19 protein-coding genes and 1 tRNA gene are annotated in these 18,196 nt (G+C 69.2%); 11 read left to right on the forward strand and 9 right to left on the reverse strand.

Translation table 11 applies throughout. The features are described from left to right. The first annotated feature begins 25 nt into the window (after nt 1-25). The gene (locus tag Q4I23_RS12605; protein WP_498526449.1) at nt 26-1,138 is read left to right on the forward strand and encodes an ATP-binding response regulator; all 1,113 of its coding nucleotides are present in this window, start codon (nt 26-28) and stop codon (nt 1,136-1,138) included. 766 nt (nt 1,139-1,904) lie between these two features. Next, a complete protein-coding gene (locus Q4I23_RS12610; RefSeq protein ID WP_498526450.1) occupies nt 1,905-2,651 on the forward strand; it encodes an SAM-dependent methyltransferase in 747 nt (248 codons plus the stop codon). A gap of 9 nt (nt 2,652-2,660) precedes the next feature. Here the strand turns inward: Q4I23_RS12610 and Q4I23_RS12615 are convergent, their stop codons facing one another. After that, entirely contained in the window at nt 2,661-3,581 is a 921-nt protein-coding gene (locus Q4I23_RS12615) for a LysR family transcriptional regulator (RefSeq protein ID WP_498526451.1), read from the reverse strand. A 107-nt stretch (nt 3,582-3,688) separates the two neighbouring features. Between Q4I23_RS12615 and Q4I23_RS12620 the strand changes: the two genes are divergently transcribed. The 6 genes from Q4I23_RS12620 to Q4I23_RS12645 all read left to right on the forward strand — a co-directional run bounded on the left by Q4I23_RS12620 (nt 3,689) and on the right by Q4I23_RS12645 (nt 9,283). Then, nucleotides 3,689-4,420 (forward strand): SDR family oxidoreductase, encoded by a 732-nt coding sequence (locus Q4I23_RS12620; protein WP_498526452.1) that lies wholly within the window; start codon nt 3,689-3,691, stop codon nt 4,418-4,420. A gap of 23 nt (nt 4,421-4,443) precedes the next feature. Continuing rightward, on the forward strand, nt 4,444-4,944 hold the full coding sequence (locus Q4I23_RS12625; protein WP_454017977.1) for a carboxymuconolactone decarboxylase family protein: 501 nt from the start codon (nt 4,444-4,446) through the stop codon (nt 4,942-4,944). Next, on the forward strand, nt 4,941-5,297 hold the full coding sequence (locus Q4I23_RS12630; RefSeq protein WP_454017976.1) for an Atu4866 domain-containing protein: 357 nt from the start codon (nt 4,941-4,943) through the stop codon (nt 5,295-5,297). The genes Q4I23_RS12625 and Q4I23_RS12630 overlap by 4 nt, the downstream gene beginning before the upstream one ends. 177 nt (nt 5,298-5,474) lie before the next feature. Beyond that, nucleotides 5,475-6,104, forward strand: a complete 630-nt coding sequence (locus Q4I23_RS12635) for a calcium-binding protein (RefSeq protein WP_498526453.1) — start codon at nt 5,475-5,477, stop codon at nt 6,102-6,104. Nucleotides 6,105-6,185: 81 nt separating this feature from the next. Next, nucleotides 6,186-7,931, forward strand: a complete 1,746-nt coding sequence (locus tag Q4I23_RS12640) for a type I secretion system permease/ATPase (protein WP_498526454.1) — start codon at nt 6,186-6,188, stop codon at nt 7,929-7,931. A gap of 14 nt (nt 7,932-7,945) precedes the next feature. Beyond that, nucleotides 7,946-9,283, forward strand: a complete 1,338-nt coding sequence (locus Q4I23_RS12645) for an HlyD family type I secretion periplasmic adaptor subunit (protein WP_498526455.1) — start codon at nt 7,946-7,948, stop codon at nt 9,281-9,283. Between the two features lie 72 nt (nt 9,284-9,355). Here the strand turns inward: Q4I23_RS12645 and Q4I23_RS12650 are convergent. From Q4I23_RS12650 to cysE, 7 genes are all read right to left on the reverse strand, one after another. Further along, nucleotides 9,356-9,430, reverse strand: a tRNA-Met gene (locus tag Q4I23_RS12650). 131 nt (nt 9,431-9,561) lie between these two features. After that, complete coding sequence (mnmA, locus tag Q4I23_RS12655; protein WP_454017972.1) at nt 9,562-10,695, reverse strand: tRNA 2-thiouridine(34) synthase MnmA; 1,134 nt, start codon at nt 10,693-10,695, stop codon at nt 9,562-9,564. Nucleotides 10,696-10,833: 138 nt separating this feature from the next. Next, nucleotides 10,834-11,163, reverse strand: a complete 330-nt coding sequence (locus Q4I23_RS12660) for a ferredoxin family 2Fe-2S iron-sulfur cluster binding protein (protein ID WP_035672428.1) — start codon at nt 11,161-11,163, stop codon at nt 10,834-10,836. Between the two features lie 45 nt (nt 11,164-11,208). Next, the gene (locus Q4I23_RS12665) at nt 11,209-11,874 is read right to left on the reverse strand and encodes a molecular chaperone DnaJ (protein WP_498526456.1); all 666 of its coding nucleotides are present in this window, start codon (nt 11,872-11,874) and stop codon (nt 11,209-11,211) included. A gap of 145 nt (nt 11,875-12,019) precedes the next feature. Further along, complete coding sequence (locus tag Q4I23_RS12670; RefSeq protein ID WP_498526457.1) at nt 12,020-13,132, reverse strand: cysteine desulfurase family protein; 1,113 nt, start codon at nt 13,130-13,132, stop codon at nt 12,020-12,022. A gap of 39 nt (nt 13,133-13,171) precedes the next feature. Further along, nucleotides 13,172-13,654, reverse strand: a complete 483-nt coding sequence (locus Q4I23_RS12675) for an Rrf2 family transcriptional regulator (protein WP_498526458.1) — start codon at nt 13,652-13,654, stop codon at nt 13,172-13,174. 77 nt (nt 13,655-13,731) lie between these two features. Continuing rightward, nucleotides 13,732-14,505, reverse strand: a complete 774-nt coding sequence (gene cysE / locus Q4I23_RS12680) for a serine O-acetyltransferase (RefSeq protein ID WP_498526459.1) — start codon at nt 14,503-14,505, stop codon at nt 13,732-13,734. Nucleotides 14,506-14,770: 265 nt separating this feature from the next. On the opposite strand from cysE, the gene Q4I23_RS12685 reads away from it, so the two are divergent. Then, nucleotides 14,771-15,433 (forward strand): alpha/beta hydrolase, encoded by a 663-nt coding sequence (locus tag Q4I23_RS12685; RefSeq protein WP_014239834.1) that lies wholly within the window; start codon nt 14,771-14,773, stop codon nt 15,431-15,433. A 7-nt stretch (nt 15,434-15,440) separates the two neighbouring features. Then, on the forward strand, nt 15,441-15,593 hold the full coding sequence (locus Q4I23_RS12690) for a hypothetical protein (protein WP_454017968.1): 153 nt from the start codon (nt 15,441-15,443) through the stop codon (nt 15,591-15,593). Nucleotides 15,594-15,602: 9 nt separating this feature from the next. Here Q4I23_RS12690 and Q4I23_RS12695 read toward each other — a convergent pair whose 3' ends face one another. After that, nucleotides 15,603-16,667 carry an anhydro-N-acetylmuramic acid kinase gene (locus Q4I23_RS12695; protein WP_454017967.1) on the reverse strand — a complete coding sequence of 355 codons (1,065 nt, stop codon included), beginning with the start codon at nt 16,665-16,667 and terminating at the stop codon, nt 15,603-15,605. Nucleotides 16,668-16,773: 106 nt separating this feature from the next. Here Q4I23_RS12695 and tyrS point away from each other — a divergent pair, with 106 nt between their 5' ends. Next, entirely contained in the window at nt 16,774-18,027 is a 1,254-nt protein-coding gene (tyrS, locus tag Q4I23_RS12700) for a tyrosine--tRNA ligase (protein ID WP_498526460.1), read from the forward strand. Nucleotides 18,028-18,196 lie beyond the last annotated feature (169 nt).

Genomic DNA, 18,196 nt, shown 5'->3' on the forward strand with positions numbered 1-18,196 from the left:
GTTATAGTCTCGTGGGCTCGGAGATGTGTATAAGAGACAGCGCCAGCCGATCCAGGCGGCAGCGCTCTATGCCCACATTCTGCGAGGCGCCGTGGGCTCCAACCCCTCGGCCAGAGAGGCGGCGGACCTGCTCCAGGCTTCCATCGACAGCCTGGGCGGTATGCTGAGCGGCCTTCTGGACCTTGCCCGGCTGGAAGCCGGCGCGGTGGACGTCGTGGTCACGGAATTCAGACCCGACGCGCTGATGCGCCGCCTGGCTCAGGAGTTCCGGGAGAGCGCAACGTCCGAGGGGACGAGCCTGCACGTCCACCCCTGCGGCGTGGCGGTGCGGACCGACCCACGGCTGCTGGAACGCATACTGACCCATCTGCTGTCCAACGCCATCCGTCACGGCGGGGGAAACGGACGGCGTGTTCTTCTGGGCTGTCGACGTCGCCCCGATGCGCTGGAGTTTCAGGTGTGGGACGACGGGCGGGGCATTCCCCCCGACGCCCGCGCCGCCATCTTCGAGGAGTTCCACCAGCTTGACAACCCGGAGCGCAGCGCGGCCAAGGGCTTCGGTCTCGGCTTGCCGCTGGTGGCCCGAACGGCGCGGCTGCTCGGCCTGACGCTGGACCTGCGGTCGCAGGTCGGGCGGGGCACGGTCTTCACGGTGACCGTTCCGCGCGCTGTCCTCTCCCCCGAACCCGACCGCCGCCTGACCGCTGCCGCGCGCGCCATGGCCGTCGCCGCCACCAGCGCGGCGGCGACGGCATCACCGACGGACCGGATGAGGGGCCGACGGGTGCTGCTGGTGGAGGACGACGAACGGGTACGCCATGCCATGACCATGCTGCTGAAACGCTGGGGCGTCCAGGTGACGGCCGTCGGCTCGGCGGAGGAGTTGGCTGCCCGCCTGCCCCGGATGCGCAACCGCCCCCATGTGGTGCTGGCCGACCATCGCCTGCCCGGCGGCCAGACCGGCCGCAAGGTGGCCGAGCTTGTACGGAGCCGCTGGGATGTGCCAGTGGTCATCATCACCGGCGACACGGCGCCGGAGCGGCTGCGCGAGGCGCGCTCCATCGGTTGCCGCCTGCTGCACAAGCCGGTGGAGCCCGGCGACCTCGCCGCCACGCTGGGCGACGTCATGGACCCGTGACTGTCGGGAGCTGCGGGAGCGGACCCGCAACTCCTGCCGGCAACCATAGTCCTGGAGCGGAAACAGGCGCCCCCCGGGACGTGTCCATTCATCACGAGGATTTCCCAAATCCTCTCGGCAAATGCAGCAAATGGCTTGGTGCCTCCGTGCGCAGGAGGAGGAAAATCTGACCGTGGATGATTGGCCGCCTCCCCTATCACCGATGCACCTCAGCGACATGCGATCAGTAGCAACAGGGCGCAGTGCTTGCTGACACAATTTCCTACTTCGCTACTTTTCTAGCGTTATGCTCTTTGACGCACAGAACATGACAATAAAATCACGACTGTTTCGCGTCACAACTTCCAAGATTTTAATAATTTGCAATGCATTAATACGCCATGAATTGTAATATATTGCAATTTTAAACACAGGGGCGATCATGAATTCTTGATAATGGTTCGGCTGAGACGCCGGAGCCGGAGCGCATTCCAGAAAAGAAGGCGGGTGCCGGGGCCTCAGGGTTCCGGCACCCGTCGTTTCCGTTTCCAGGTAGCCATACGTTGGGATGCCAGCCGCAAGCTGTGAGGGCGGTCTCCGGAAACGCAGGCCCGTTCAAGCGCGGAGCTTGGCACAACCTTGGTGAGAACTTGTTGAGACGCGCCCCGCAGGTTATCCTGCAATTCCGCGCAGCCATCGCTCCACCACCTTCACTCGCTGGACCGCCGCCTTCGTCCCCAGGGCGAGTCCGTCCACTCCCAGCATCCGTTCAAGGACGTCTCCCAAAGTGGACATTCCTCGAATATTCACCATCAGTGAAAGCGCCCACCGCATTCACAACCCGATCACACCGGAAAAGCTCGCCACGCTCGGCGCGGCGCTGCGGTTGGAGTCCGGAGCCCGGGTGCTCGATCTCGGCAGCGGTTCGGGGGAGATGCTGTGCAGCTGGGCACGCGATCATGGCATCGTCGGCACTGGCATCGACATGAGCCGGTTGTTCACCGAGCACGCGAAGCTCCGTGCCGTCGAACTCGGGGTCGCCGATCGTGTCACGTTCATCCATGGCGATGCCGCCGGATACGTTTCCGACGAGAAAGTCGATGTGGCCGCCTGTGTCGGTGCCACCTGGATTGCCGGTGGTGTCGTCGGCACGGTCGAGCTTCTGGCCCGCAGCCTGCGCGCCGGAGGGATCATCCTCGTCGGCGAGCCCTACTGGAGGCGGATGCCGCCGACGGAGGAGATTGCCAAGGGGTGCCTCGCCAACGCCATCGCCGATTTCCTCACGCTCCCGGAGCTTCTCGCATCCTTCGGCCGCCTTGGCTGCGACGTCGTCGAGATGGTTCTGGCCGACCAGGACGGCTGGGATCGCTACGAGGCGGCCAAATGGCTGACCATGCGCCGCTGGCTGGACGCCAATCCCGGCGATGACTTCGCGGAGGAGGTTCGAGCCAAACTGACTTCGGAACCGGTGCGCTACGCCACCCACACGCGGGACCATCTGGGTTGGGGCGTTTTCGCGCTGATGCCACGGTAACGCCTCGACTTACCCCAGACGTGACGCTCTCGGCGACACACCGTTCCGCGCCCGCAGATGGTCGATGAGGACGCGCAGCCGCGGTGGCACCGTCCGGCGGCTTGGATAGTAGAGGTGGAAGCCGGCGAAGGGCGGGCAGAACGCCTCCAGGACGGCCACCAGCGCGCCTCGCTCCAGATGGGGCTGGAAGGTCTCCTCCATGCCGCAGGTAAGCCCGGCGCCGGCCAGGGCCAACCGGACCATCATCCCCATGTCGTTGGTCGCGACACGCGGATTCACCGCGATGTCGAAGTCGCGGCCATCCTCGGTGAACTCCCAGCGGTAGGGCGCCACGTCCGGGGCAGGACGCCAGCCGATGCAGCGGTGGGCGAGCAGGTCACGCGGATGGGCGGGCCGTCCCTCCCGCTCCAGATAGGCCGGTGAGGCTACCACCAGTTGCCGCTGCGGCGCGGAGACCGGGACCGCGATCATGTCCTGCTCGATGGCCTCGCCCAGCCGGACACCCGCATCGAAACCCGCCGCGACGATGTCGAACTCCTCGTCGGTCACCAGGATGTCGATGCCGACCGACGGGTAGGCGGCCAGAAAGCCAGCCAGCGCCTCCCCCTCCAGGATGCTTTCCGCGATGGACGAGACGGCCAGCCGCAGCGTCCCCCCGGGCTCCCCATGCGCCGAGGCGATGACCTCCAGCGCCGTGCCGATTTCCGCCAGCGCCGGCCGCGTCGCGGCGAACAGATGCGCGCCCGCGTCGGTCAGCCGGACGCTGCGCGTCGTCCTCTGGAGAAGCGGCACGCCGATGCGGTCCTCCAGCCGGCGGACCGCTTGGCTGACAGCGGAGCGGGTGACACCCAGGCGCTCGGACGCCCGGCGGAAATTGAGCGTCTCGGCCACCGCCAGAAACGCCGCCATGCCTTCGAAGTGGTCGCTCATTGGTTAGAGAAGCTAACCAGCTCGTTCACGATTGGCAACTCGAACTATCGGCAGCCGAATCATAGCTTTTCTCCGTCACCGCAACGATCGACGGAAGGGAGCACGACATGACCGCGATCACCGACAAGACGATCCTCATCACCGGCGCGTCCAGCGGCATCGGCGAGGGCACCGCCCGCGTCCTCGGCGCCGCCGGGGCGAAGCTGGTGCTCGGCGCCCGCCGGACGGACCGGCTGAAATCCCTGGCTGCCGACATCCGGGCCGCGGGCGGGACCGCCGAGGTCCGCGCGCTGGACGTGACGAGCCGCGAGGACATGGCGGCCTTCGCAGCCTTCGCGCAGGAGCGGTTCGGGCGCATCGACGTGCTGGTCAACAACGCCGGGGTCATGCCGCTGTCCCCCATGGCCTCGCTGAAGGTCGAGGAATGGGACCGCATGATCGACGTGAACATCCGCGGCGTCCTCTACGGCATCGCCGCGGTGCTGCCGGTCATGAACGGCCAGGGCTTCGGCCAGATCATCAACATCGCCTCCATCGGGGCACTCGCCGTCTCGCCGACCGCCGCCGTCTACTGCGCGACGAAATACGCGGTGCGGGCCATTTCCGACGGGCTGCGCCAGGAGAACGAGCGGCTGCGCGTCACCTGCGTCTGCCCCGGCGTCGTGGAATCGGAGCTGGCCCACACCATCACCGACCCGGAGGCCGAAGAGCTGATGCGCAGCTACCGCGCCGTCTCCATCAAGCCGGACGCCATCGGGCGGGCCATCCTGCACGCCATCGAGCAGCCGGACGACGTGGACACCAACGAGATCGTGGTCCGTCCCACAGCCAGCCACTGAGCCCACCATTGAGGAGGCCAAGCATGACCCACGGCACCGACACCCTCACCCGTCCCCCCGCCCGCCTGCGCACCCTCGTCGCGGCGGGTCTGCTCGCCACGGTTCCGGCGATGCCAGCCGCCGCCCTGACGACCGAGGAACGCGCCAAGCGCGGCGGCGAGGTAGTCCGCAGCCTGAACAACGGCCAGCCCCAGCCCACCCTGGAGCGGATGCGCGAGGAGTTCCCCTTCCTGGCGGAGGCCACCGAGGCCTACGCGCTGGGCGACGTCTGGTCGCGGCCAGGGCTGGACACGCGAACCCGCCAGTTGGCGGCGGTCGCCGCCTTCGCCGCCATCGGCGAGACGGCTTTCATGAAGATCCACGCCGGCTATGCGCTCAACGCCGGCGTCTCCGAGGACGAGCTGAAGGAGATCATATACATGGTGACGGTCCCGGCGGGCTTCCCCCGCGCGATCTCCGCCGCACGCACCCTGTCGGAGCTGTTCGCCGAGCGCCGCCCGTCGGCGCAAGGAGGCACGCCATGACGCGCGCGTTCGCCCGGACCGCCACCCTGACCGCCGCCCTGCTCGCCTCCGGCGCCGAGGCCCTGCCCGACCGCAAGGCACTGGCCCAGACCGCCGACCGACCTGAAGTGCAGCAAGCGGATCACCCCTATGTCGGCCTGTGGGTGACCGAGGATGGCCGTGTCCGCCACGAGCTTCTCCCCAACAACCGCTACGTCGAGGCGCGGGGCAACCGGGAGAAGGCGTACCAGGGCCGCTATCGGGTCACCGGCGACCACATCGACTATTGGGACGACACCGGCTTCACCGCCGACGGCGACTTCATCGACGGGGTGCTGCGCCATGGCGGGATGATCCTGCACCGGCGGCGCTGACCGCAGCGCTTTTTCTCTCCTGTTCAAAACTGTGAAGTGGACAACAGTGCCGGATGCCCGATCCGGGAAGAATGGCTGTGCAAGGGCGAGGTCTTCAAAGCGAACCGGCAAGAAGAAAGCCGAATGAAGCACCTCCCCCTGCATGGCACAATCCCCTGATCCGAAGGAAACGCATCAATGGCAAACGTCTATGGCACCAACAACGCCGACTATCTCGACATGATCAAGTACGGCGTCAGCAATGACTACGTGCAGGGTTACGACGGCAACGACACCATCCTCGGCTGGTCCGGCAACGACACGCTGGACGGCTGGAACGGCAACGACGTGCTCTACGGCGAGTCGGGCAACGACCTGCTGATGGGCTATTACGGCACCGACACGCTCTACGGCGGCAGCGGCAACGACCAGCTCTATGGCGAGAGCGGGTACGACAAGCTCTACGGCGGCGACGGCGACGACACGCTGAGCGGCGGCGACACTTTCGACGACCTCTACGGCGGCATGGGCAAGGACCAGATGACCGGCGGGGCCGGGGCCGACTGGTTCTTCTTCGAGACGAAGGACAGCGGCGACATCTACGCCGGCAACGCCGACACCATCACCGACTTCAAGGACGAGGACCAGATCTGGCTGAAGGGCAGCTACAGCTACGCCGGCTCGACCAGCGCGCCCGCCGACGGCCAATACAGCATCTGGCAGAAGGACGGCAATTACGTCGTCACGTGGAACGCGGCGAACGACACCGGCTATCACGACCTGATCGTGAAGGGCGACAACCCGATGGGCGACATCTCCTTCTACTGATCCGCCTGACCGAGGTCCCGGGCGCGCCGTCCTTCCCGGCGCGCCCCTTTCCCTTCTCCGGACGACAGGAGCGCCCCTCCCATGGCCGCACGGGAATCCCGCCGCAGCCCATCCGCCGGCCCCTCTGACCACCCGCCGGCCCTGCGCGCGATCCGCCGGCGCATCGCCACCGGCCTCGCCGCCGCCGCCGGGTTCAGCGTCTTTCTCGCCCTCATCCAGCTGGCGATGCCGCTCTACACGATGCAGGTCTACGACCGCGTGCTGGGCAGCCGCAGCGTGGAGACTTTGGTGGCCCTGTCGCTGCTGGCGCTGGGCTGCTTTGCCGTGTTCGGGCTGGTCGAGGCGATCCGCGGACGGCTGACCCAGGCCATGGGGCATCTGGCGGCGCGCAGCCTGACCATGGACGCGCTGGAGGCGTCTATGGGCGGCCTGCTGCGAGGCGGCGCCAGCCGCCCGGCCCAGGCGCTGCGCGACCTCAACGAACTGCGCCAGTTCCTGTCCGGGCCGAGCCTCACGGCACCGCTCGATGCCGCGCTCAGCCTCGTCTTCCTGCTTTTCCTGACGCTGATCCACCCGCTCTACGGCCTCGTCTGCGGTGGAAGCATCCTCTGTCTGGTCGGGGTGAGCCTGCTCGGCCGGATGCTGACCATGCCGGGCGCCGCGGAAGCCAACCGCGCCCTGTGCCGCCACGGCGCCGAGGTCGAAGCGGCATCGCACGGCGTGGAGGCCGTCGCCGCCATGGGCATGATGGGCAACCTGCGCCGCCGCTGGCAGGCGGTTGAGGACGATCATCTGCGGCTGGTCAACCAGACCGCGGCACGGGCGCAGTCCGTCGCCTCGCTCGCCAAGGTCTGCCGGATGACCGCCCAAGTGGCGATCCTCGCCGCCGGCACGATGCTGGTGCTGGACCGGCAGGTATCACCGGGCAGCATGCTGGCCGCCTCCATCCTGATGGGCCGCGCGCTGGCGCCCTTCGAGCAATTGATCGACTCCTGGCGCAACTGGTCCTCGGCCCGCGAGAGCCTGCGCCGGCTGCGCGGCCTGTTCACGGCGGACGCGGCTCCCACGCCGGGCGCTCCCCTGCCCCGCCCCAGCGGTTCCCTGCTGCTGGACCGCGTGACTTACGTTCCGCCGGGGTCGGACCGTCCGACGCTCCGCGGCCTCTCCTTCTCGGTGGAGCCGGGCGAGGCGGTGGGCATCGTCGGCCCCTCGGCGGCGGGCAAGTCCACGCTGGCCCGGCTGCTGGTCGGCGTGCTGGAGCCGACCCAGGGCGGCGTCTATCTCGACGGCCACAATGTGTGGCGCTGGCACCGCGACGACTGCGGGCGGCATGTCGGCTATCTGCCGCAGGGCGTCGGCCTGCTCGGCGACACCGTGGAGGACGCCATCGCCCGGCTGGGCGAGCCCGACCCTGCGTTGGTCACCGCGGCGGCGCGGCGGGCCGGCGTGCACGAGATGATCGGCCGCCTCCCCGACGGTTACCGGACGGCGATCGGCGAAGGCGGCGCCCTGCTTTCCGGCGGGCAGAGGCAGCGCATCGCGCTCGCCCGCGCCCTCTACGGCGATCCCCGCCTGCTCGTTCTCGACGAGCCCAACGCGAACCTGGACCAGGCCGGCGAGGCGGCGCTGCTGCGCGCCATCGCCGAGGCCAAGGCCGGCGGCGCCGCGGTGGTGGTGATCGCCCACCGCCGCTGCGTCCTCGACGCGGTGGACCGCATCGTCGTGCTGCGCGACGGCATGATCGACCAGACCGCGACGCGGGCCGAGATGGTCCGGCGGCTGGGTACCGCCACCCCGCAGCCGGTCGCCGCTGCCGCCACCCCCTGATTGGAGAGTTCACGATGACCACGACCGAAACGCTGCTGGGCCGAAGCACCATTCCGGCGAAACCGCGCCGCGCCGAGCCCTCCATCGGCGGAGCGGTGCGGGCAGGCTGCGCGGTGATTGCCCTGGCGCTGGGCGCCGGGCTCGGCTGGGGCTTCCTGGCCCCGCTGGACAGCGCCGCCCACGCGCCGGGCACGGTGGTGGTGGACGGCAACCGCAAGACCATCCAGCATCTGGAGGGCGGCATCGTCGCCGAGCTGGCGGTGCGCGACGGCGACACGGTGGCCGCAGGCCAGACCCTGCTCCGCCTGGAAGGGACGCAAAGCCGCGCCACCCTGGAGGAGCTGTCCACCGAACAGGCCGCCGCCCTGGTCCGCATGGCCCGCCTGCGCGCCGAATACGCCGGGCAGCGCGCTTTCTCCGTACCGGCGGAGCTGGTGGATGGAAGCGCCGCCGCCCGGCGCGCCCTGGCCGTGCAGCAGCAACTGTTCGCCTCCCGCTGGACCCGCCATGACGGTGACATGGCCGTGCTGCGCGAACAGCGCCTGCAGGCCGAGCGCGAGGTGACCGCTCACCGCGCCCAGGAGCGCGCGGCGGCGGAGCAGATCGTCTTCATCGAGGAGGAGTTGGCCGGCGTGCTCGACCTCTTCAACAAGGGGCTGGAGCGCAAGCTGCGGGTTCTGTCGTTGAAGCGGGCCATGGCCGACCTGGCCGGCACCCGCGATCAATCCCACGCTCGCGCCCTGCTGGCCGAGCAGGCGGTGACGGTCGCCGACACCCAGCTCCATGCCAAGGAGACGGCCCGCCGGTCCGACATCGCCGCCGAGATGGAGGAGGCGCAGAACGCCCTGGACCAGACCGCCGCCCGCCTGAAGGCCGCCCGCGACGCGGTGGAGCGCACGGAGATCCGCGCCCCGGTTCCGGGCCGCGTGGTCGGGCTGACCGTCTTCACCGTGGGCGGCGTGGTGAAGCCGGGCGAGCCGCTGATGGACATTGTCCCCGACAGCGGCCTGCCGACCATCGAGGCGCGCATCGACCCGCTGGACATCGACGTGGTGAAGGCCGGCCAGACCGCGCAGGTGCGCCTCAGCGCCTTCAAGCCCCGCCGCACGCCCCCGATCGACGCCACCGTCGTCGACGTCTCCGCCGACCGCCTGACCGACCCAACGACCCACGCCCCCTACTTCGTGGCCCGCATCCGCCCCGTGCCCGGCGCGCTGGAGCGCATCGGCTCGGCAGCCCTGCATCCGGGCATGCCAGCCGACGTGCTGATCGCGACCGGCCAGCGCCGAGCCATCGACTATGTGCTGGCGCCGTTGCAGGACGCCATGGCCCACGCGCTGACGGAGGATTGAGGGGAAGCGCGCCTACCCCACGTCGGCCAAAGAAAAAGCCCGCCAAGTCGAAGACTTGACGGGCTTTCGTGATGGTAGCAGCGGAGGGATTTGAACCCCCGACCAAGGGATTATGATTCCCCTGCTCTACCACTGAGCTACGCTGCCATCGTGCTTACCATCATCTCCCGGCGCGGTCCGTTTCGGTGTTGGCCGCTGCGGTTCGTGCCGGGGCCGCTTATGTATTCCAGGGGGGCCGGGGTGTCAACGCTGAAATTTCACTTTTTGCGAAGTTTTCGTCAGGCCCCCGTTCCGGCAATCCAGCCGCCGCCAAGCACCCGGTCGTCCTGGTAGACGACGCAGGCTTGGCCGGGCGCCACGCCGTATTGCGGCTCGTGCAGTTCGGCCTGCGCGGTGCCGTCCGCACCCAGCCGCCACACCGCCGGGGCCGGCGGCTGGGCGGAGCGGAGCTTCACCTCGACCTCCAGCCCCTCGCCGGGGGCAAGGGCGGGGCCGAGCCAGTTGACCTCACGGATCGTCACCACGCTGCGCGCCAGCTCGCGGCGCGGGCCGACGACGACGCGGCGCTGGCCGGGCTCCAGGCGCACGACGAACAGCGGCTCTTCCTCGCCCCGGATGCCGCCGATGCCCAATCCCTTGCGCTGGCCCACCGTGTAGTGGACCACGCCGCGGTGGCGGCCCAGGACGCGCCCGTCGACGTGGACGATGTCGCCGGGCTCGACCGAGCCGGGGCGCAGCTTGGCCACCACGTCGGCGTAGGAGCCGTTGGGGACAAAGCAGATGTCCTGGCTGTCCGGCTTGGCCGCCACCTCCAGCCCGTGGCGCTCGGCCAGGGCGCGGGTCTCCGGCTTCGTCAGGCCGCCCAGCGGGAAGCGCAGGAACTCCAGCTGCTCGCGCGTCGTGGCGAACAGAAAGTAGCTCTGGTCGCGTCCGGGATCGATGGCGCGGTGCAGTTCCGCTCCCGCCGCCCCCTGGACGCGGCGCACGTAATGGCCGGTCGCCAGGGCGTCGGCGCCGAGGTCGCGGGCGGTGTTCAGCAGGTCGCGGAACTTGACCCGCTGGTTGCAGCGCACGCAGGGGATCGGCGTCTCGCCGCGCAGATAGGTGTCGGCGAAGTCGTCGATCACGTCCTGGGAGAACTTGCCCTCGTAATCCAGCACATAATGCGGGATGCCGATGCGATCGGCCACTTGGCGGGCGTCGTAGATGTCCTGCCCGGCGCAGCAGGCGCCCGGCTTCTGCAGGGCGATGCCGTGGTCGTAAAGTTGCAGCGTGATGCCGACCACGTCGTAGCCCTCCTCCCGCAGAACGGCGGCGGTGACGGAGGAATCGACGCCGCCGGACATGGCGACGACCACGCGGGTGTCCTGGGGACGCTTGGCGATGCCGAGGGAGTTGGCGTAGGAGATCATGGCGCCCTATATGGGCTGGTTCCAAAAAAATTCACCACCGGAGAACCGGGGGCACCGCGCCCGCGAGCGGGCTGGCGCACCGGTTCCCCGGTGGCGGGTGCAGACCGCGGCGTCCCCGGAAGGCGCCGCGGCGGTACGTCAGCGCATGGCGTTGTTGGTGCCGCCGGGAAGGCGCACGGCCAGACCGTCCAGTTCCTCGCTGATGATGATCTGGCAGCCCAGGCGCGAGGTCTTGGTCAGGCCGAAGGCGAGGTCGAGCATATCCTCCTCGTCCTCCGAGGCCTCGTTCAGCACGTCGAACCACTCCGGCTCCACGATGACGTGGCAGGTCGAGCAGGCGAGCGAGCCCTCGCAGGCGCCTTCCAGGTCCAGGCCATGCTTGTGCGCGACCTCGAGCACGGACAGGCCGAGCGGGGCGTCCACCTCGTGGCGGGTGCCGTTCGGCTCGATGAAGGTCATCTTGGGCATTGGGGTGCTCTCCTGAACAAAGGCGTCGGTGTGCGGTGGCGATGGTTAGGGTGATTTCGGGGCAAGGCCGGAACGCCGCGTCCGGGATTCGGCCGCCAGCACCTCCAACCGCTCCAGCCGCGCGAGGATGCGCGCGGCGTTGTCGGTCTGCCCGTTGCGGAAGGCAATGGCAAGATACTTGATGCAACTTTCCACGCGCTGCCCGATGTCCTGCGCCAGCCGGTCCACCGCGGCGACGTCCGGGGCGCCGTTCAGCCGGTCCGCCAGTGCCGTCACCTCCTCGTCCTCCTCCGCGGTCAACGCGGCGGCGGGGGAGTTCAACAGGTCCAGCAGATAGCGGGCGCGGCGCACCGGGTCGCGCAGCGTCCCATAGGCTTCGCCCAGCGCGTCGGCCTGGGCGCGGGCGTTGGCCTGCTGCTGCGCGCCGCGCGCCGCGAAGCGCTCGGGGTCCATGGCGCGGGAGAAACCGGCGTGCTGGCGGGCCAGCGCCTCCGGCTCGATGTCGAAGCGGCGCTCCAGACCCAGCCGGGTGAAATGGTCGAGTGGACGCGGCGCCTGCACCGCCCCGCAGGAATGGCAGAACATCGCGCGCGCCGCGACCGAACGGCCGCACAGCCAGCACGGCTCCAGATCGCCGTCGATGGTTCCGGCGATGCCCTTGGGAGACTCTCCCATGGGAAAGCGCGGCGGGCCGGAATCGGATGTGGTCATGCTTGCCGTCCGTTGAAACGCTGCACAGGTCGGCCGCGAGGCCGGCGGGTCGCTGCCGTCCCTTCGGCCGGGTGATACCCAGAAGCGGGGCGCAACGCAACCTTACACGGCCCGCGGCGGGAGGTGGAGGTCATGGAGAAGGCGATTACGCCGCAGGGGCACGCGCCAGCCTTGCCGCCATCGCGGCGTAGGCGGCGGCGAAACGCTCCACCGCCACGCCGTCGCTGTCCCAGCCCAGGCTGACCCGGATGGCGCAGGCGGCATCCCCGGCGCCCTCACCCATGGCGGCCAGGACGTGGGACGGCTTCACCTTGCCGCTGGAGCAGGCCGACCCGGCGCTGACCGCCACCCCGGCGAGGTCCAGCGCCATCACCTGTGTCTCCCCCGCCACGCCGCGCAGCAGCAGGTTGCTGGTGTTGCCGACCCGCGCCGCGCCGGCCCCCATCACCCGCGCGGCCGGAACGGCGGCGAGCGCCAGCGCCTCCAGCGCGTCGCGCAGGGCGGTCAGGCGGGCGCTGTCGGGAAGCTCCTCCCGTGCGAGGCGGGCGGCGGCGCCGAAGCCGGCGATGCCGACGACGTTCTCGGTGCCGGCGCGGCGGCGCTTTTCCTGCCCGCCGCCGAGGATCAGCGCCTCCGGCTCCAGCCCGTCGGCGAGGATCAGCGCGCCCACACCGGCGGGGCCGCCAATCTTGTGGGCCGACAGGGTCAGCAGGTCGGCACCAAGCGCCCCGAGGTCGAGAGGCAACCGCCCGGCGGCCTGAACGGCGTCGCAGTGGAGCAGCGCGCCATGGGTGCGGGCGATCCGCGCCGCCTCGGCCACCGGCTGGATCACGCCGGTCTCGTTGTTGGCGAGCATCAGGGAGATCAGCGCCGGGCCGTTCACCTCGGCGAGCAGGTGGTCGAGCGCGGCGAGGTCGGCGACGCCGTGGCGATCCACCGGAACGCGGGCGGCGCCGGGAACCGCCTCCAGCACCGAATCATGCTCGATGGCGGAGGTGACCACCGCCCGGCCCGGAAAGCCGCGCAGCGCCAGATTGTTGGCTTCCGTCCCGCTGCCGGTGAAAAAGACCTGGGCGGGCCGCACCCCGGCCAGGGCGGCGACCTGGGCACGCGCCTCCTCCACCGCGCGGCGAGCCTTGCGGCCGAAGCCGTGCACCGACGACGGATTGCCGGCGAGATCCATGGCCTGGATCATCGCCGACTTCACCGCCGGCTTCAGAGGCGCCGAGGCGTTGTGGTCGAGATAGACGCGGGTCATCGGAACGAAGGGCCGGAGGGCGCTCCCTTACTCCGCCCCTTACTCCGCTGCAACCGCAGCACCCTCGTCCGCCGACTGCGGGCCGCGGATGGTCAGGCTGCTGGTGCCGATGATCCGCCGCTCCACCACGTCGGCCACGGTGACCGAGCTGAGATACATGTGGATCTGGTTGCCCAGCTCCTCCCACAGGTCGTGGGTCAGGCAGCGCGAGCGGTTGGTCCGGCAGCCCTGCGGCGTGCCGTTGGCGCAACGGGTCGTGCGGATCGGCTCGTCCACCGCCAGGATGATGTCGGACACGCGGGTCGCGTCCGCCGGATGGGCCAGCAGGTAACCGCCGCCGGGGCCGCGCACGCTCTTGACCAGACCGCCCTTGCGCAGCTTGGCGAACAGCTGCTCCAGATAGGAGAGCGAAATCTCCTGCCGGTCGGCGATGTCGGCAAGGGCGACGGGGCTCCCCTGGCTGGTGGCAGCAAGATCGACCATAGCCATGACGGCATAGCGTCCCTTGGTGCTGAGTCTCATTTTACCCTCCTTACCCTTCCTTCACCCCGGCCCGACCGTTCAGCGGATCGACGCCAAGCCTCGTGTTTGTGTTTGGTTCAACAGGACGCCGCCGGACCGCTGTCCACGGACACCGGCTCGCGCACCCCATTGTCGGTCCGGGCGCTCCCGTTGGGAACGCCTGATGTTTCGTATACGGATGAATTATGCGCGTCGCCGCGCTCTGATTCCAGTTCCTCGACGCGCCGGCGCAGGGTTGACACCTGATCGAGCAGGCCGTTCAACGCGCGTGCCACCGGATCGGGGATGTCGCCGCAGGGCGTGCCGTAGGGCATGAACTTCTGCGTCTCGACGCGGTCGCGGGTCACCACCGCCTTGGCCGGGATGCCGACCACCGCGATGCCCGGCGCCACGTCCGCCACCACCACGGCGTTGGCCCCGACGCGGGCGTCGCGCCCGATGGTGATGGCACCCAGCACCTTGGCCCCCGCGCCGACGATCACGCCGCTTTCCAGCGTGGGGTGGCGCTTGCCCTGGTTCAGCGAGGTGCCACCCAGCGTAACCCCGTGATAGAGCATCACGTCGTCGCCGATCTCGGCGGTCTCGCCGATGACGACGCCCATGCCGTGGTCGATGAAGAAGCGGCGCCCGATGGTCGCCCCCGGATGGATCTCGATTCCGGTCAGGGCGCGGGCGATCTGCGAGACGGCTCGGGCCATCAGGTGCCAGCGACGGTCCCAGCAATAGCGCGCGACGCGGTGCATGACGATGGCGTGGAAGCCCGGATAGCACAACGCGACCTCGGCCCGTGACCGCGCGGCCGGGTCGCGGGCCATGATACCGTCGATCTCTTCGCGAAGATGCTTGAACACCGGAACACCCGCCGTGGTATAGTCCGCCCTCTTGCTGGAAGAGGTGATCTTTCGCAAGAGCCCTCGACCCGTGCCTCGCCGGTCGCGCGGGTTGCCCAGGAAGGACGCATCGACGCATATATGATGACCAAGCAAAACGGTCAAGAATTGTGTGCGAAAAATCCATGCTTGTCCATGGGCAACCACGTCCGCTTGCCGTGGCGTCCGCTCACCGCTCCGCCGGTGGTCCGGATCACCTTATATTCGCGTCAGGATCGCCGTTCCCATGCCTGAAGTGATGATCAACGGTCCGGCCGGACGTCTGGAAGGGCGCTACACACACGGCACGATCCCCAACGCGCCGATGGCCTTGCTGCTGCATCCGCACCCGCATCACAACGGGACCATGAACAACAAGGTGGTCTTCACCCTGTTCCAGTCCTTCACGAAGCGCGGCTACTCCGCCCTGCGCTTCAATTTCCGCGGGGTTGGCCGCAGCCAGGGCACCTACGACAAGGGCGAAGGGGAACTGGCCGACGCGGCGGCAGCGCTGGACTGGCTGCAGACCCACAACCCCAACGCCCCGGTCTGCTGGATCGCCGGGGTCTCCTTCGGGGCGTGGATCGGCATGCAGCTTCTGATGCGCCGCCCGGAGATCGACGGCTTCGTGTCCGTCTCGCCGCCGGCCAACCTGTTCGACTTCTCCTTCCTGGCGCCCTGCCCGTCCTCCGGCCTGATCATCCACGGCGACAAGGACGAGTTGGTTCCGGGGGCGGCGGTGAACAAGCTGGTGACCAAACTGTCGCACCAGAAGGACATCCGCATTGACCACCGCGTGGTCCCCGGCGCCAACCATTTCTTCGCCAACCGCAGCGACGATTTGGCTGTGCAAGTGGACGACTATCTGGACCGCGCGATGGGCAACCCCGTCGCCGCCGTGGCGGAGTGACCGGAAAATGACCGTCGCGAGGACCTTTCGCCTCACCATCCTCGCCGGCCTCGCGGCGCTCCTGCTGTCCGGCTGCAGCAACGCCCAAATCGCCAGCACCTTCGGGAACTGGTGCAAGCACGCCGACAACTGCACCGACAACAGCCGCCCGCGCCCGTAACTTCCGGCGTCACACCGGGTGGAAGCGCCCGCCGGTCATCGGCCGGGGCACGCCGGTCGTGGCCGGCAGGCTGAGCGGCAGGCCCTTGCGGCTGCGCACCGCCAGATAGGCGAAGGCTTCGGCCTCCAGCGCGTCGCCGTTCCAGCGCACCGCCTCCACCGGATCGACCGGCACGCCCAGCCGGTCGGCCAGCATGCCCATCAGCGTCGCGTTGTGCCGCCCGCCGCCGCAGACCAGCCAACGCACCGGCGCCTCCGGCAGATGCGGGACGATGCGGGCGACCGACGCGGCGGTGAAGGCGGTCAGGGTCGCCGCCCCATCCTCCAAGGACAAGCCACGGACGGGCGCCGGGTCGAAGGCGTCGCGGTCCAGCGACTTCGGCGCCGGCAGGTCAAAATAGGGATGGGCGAGCAGCGCCGCCAAGGCGCCCTCATCCACGTTGCCCCGCGCCGCCAGCGCCCCGCCGGAATCGTAGCGGGCGCCCTGGCCGGACAGGACCCAGTCATCGACCAGCGCGTTGCCCGGCCCGGTGTCGCAGGCGATGACCGCGTCTTCACCCGCGCCGATCCAGGTGACGTTGGCGACGCCGCCGATGTTCAGCACGGCCAGCGGGCGCGGCAGGGCGTCGGCCAGCGCGCGGTGGAACAGCGGCACCAGCGGGGCGCCCTGCCCGCCCGCCGCCACGTCCGCCGTGCGGAAGTCGTTGACCACGGCGATGCCGGTCGCCCGCGCCAGCCGCGCGCCGTCGCCGATCTGCCAAGTGCGGCGCTGCGCCGGGTCGTGGAAAATCGTCTGGCCGTGGAAGCCGATCAGGTCCACCGCGGCCGCTTCCGTCCCGGCCTCGGCCAGCAGGCGGCGCACGGCGTCGGCGTGGGCATCGGTCAGGGCGCGCTCGACCGCCTCCACCGGTCCCTTGCCGCCGAGACAGGAGCGCAGCTCGGCGCGGAAGCCGTCCTCGTAGGGGATGGTGACGAAGGCCAGCGGCTCCACCCGGCGCTCGCCGTCGGTGCGGACCAGCGCTGCGTCGATCCCGTCCATGGAGGTGCCGCTCATCAGCCCGACGACCGTCTGCATTCCTTACCCCAATCCCATGTCGAGTCAGCCCCGAGAATTGTGGGGCCGCGCGTTCCATGCTAACAGACGCGACCCTGGACCCTACCACGACAGCCGGATCGCGGCCATGACGACGCTGACATCGGATTTCCTCCGCACGCTGCAGGAACGCGGCTTCATCCACCAGTGCACCGACCTCGCCGGGCTCGACGAGCGCGCGGCGAAGGGGCCGATCATCGCCTACATCGGCTTCGACTGCACAGCGGACAGCCTGCATGTGGGCAGCCTGCTGCCGATCATGATGCTGCGCTGGCTGCAGAAGACCGGCCACAAGCCGATTGTCCTGATGGGCGGCGGGACGACCAAGATCGGCGATCCCTCCGGCAAGGACGAGGCGCGCCAGCTCCTGACCGACGAGGCCATCAACGCCAACATGGCGGGCATCAAGCGCATCTTCGGGCGCTACCTGTCCTTTGGCGACGGTCCGACCGACGCGGTGATGGTCAACAACGCGGACTGGCTGGACGAGCTGAAATACATCCCGCTGCTCCGCGACATCGGCCGGCACTTCACGATCAACCGCATGATGACCTTCGAATCGGTCAAGCTGCGGCTGGACCGTGAGCAGCCGCTGACCTTCCTGGAATTCAACTACATGATTCTCCAGGCCTATGATTTCGTGGAGCTGTTCCGGCGCGAGAAGTGCATGCTCCAGATGGGCGGGTCGGACCAGTGGGGCAACATCATCAACGGCGTCGAGCTGGGCCGCCGCACTGACGGGGCGGAGCTGTTCGGCCTGACCACCCCGCTGCTGACCACCTCGTCGGGCGCCAAGATGGGCAAGACCGCCGCAGGGGCCGTGTGGCTGACCGCCGACAAGCTCAGCGCCTATGATTTCTGGCAGTACTGGCGCAACACCGAAGACGCCGACGTCGGCCGCTTCCTGCGCCTCTACACCGAACTGCCGCTGGACGAGGTGGCGCGGTTGGAGGCTCTCGAAGGCGCCGGCATCAACGAGGCCAAGAAGATCCTCGCCCACGAGGTGACCAGGCTCGCCCACGGCGAGGAGGCCGCCCTGGAGGCCGCCGAGACCGCCCGCCGCACCTTCGAGCAGGGCGCCGCCGCCGAGGGCCTGCCGACCATCGACGTGCCCCGCGCCGAGCTTGAGGCCGGCGTCGCGGTCGTGGATCTGCTGGTCTCCGCCGGGCTGGCCGCGTCGAAGGGCGAGGCGCGCCGCCTCATCAAGGGCGCCGGCGCGAAGATGAACGACGCCGCCATCCCCGACGAGGCCGCCAAGGCCACCGCCGCCGATCTGAACGCCGACGGCGTCATCAAGCTGAGCGCCGGCAAGAAGCGTCACGCGCTGGTCAAGGCAGTGTGAGGCAACACTGAGTCTCCCTGATGTCCCCCTCTCCCCTCCGCTCACGCGCAAACGAAGTTTGCGCTGACGCGACAGGTGGACCTTCGGTCCGCCGAAAGCGGGGAGAGGGTTAGGGTGAGGGGGATGCGCGTGGCGGAACGTCCGGCACAAGCGCAACCCTCTCACCCGC

The organism is Azospirillum sp. UFLA03-27, from assembly GCF_059803775.1.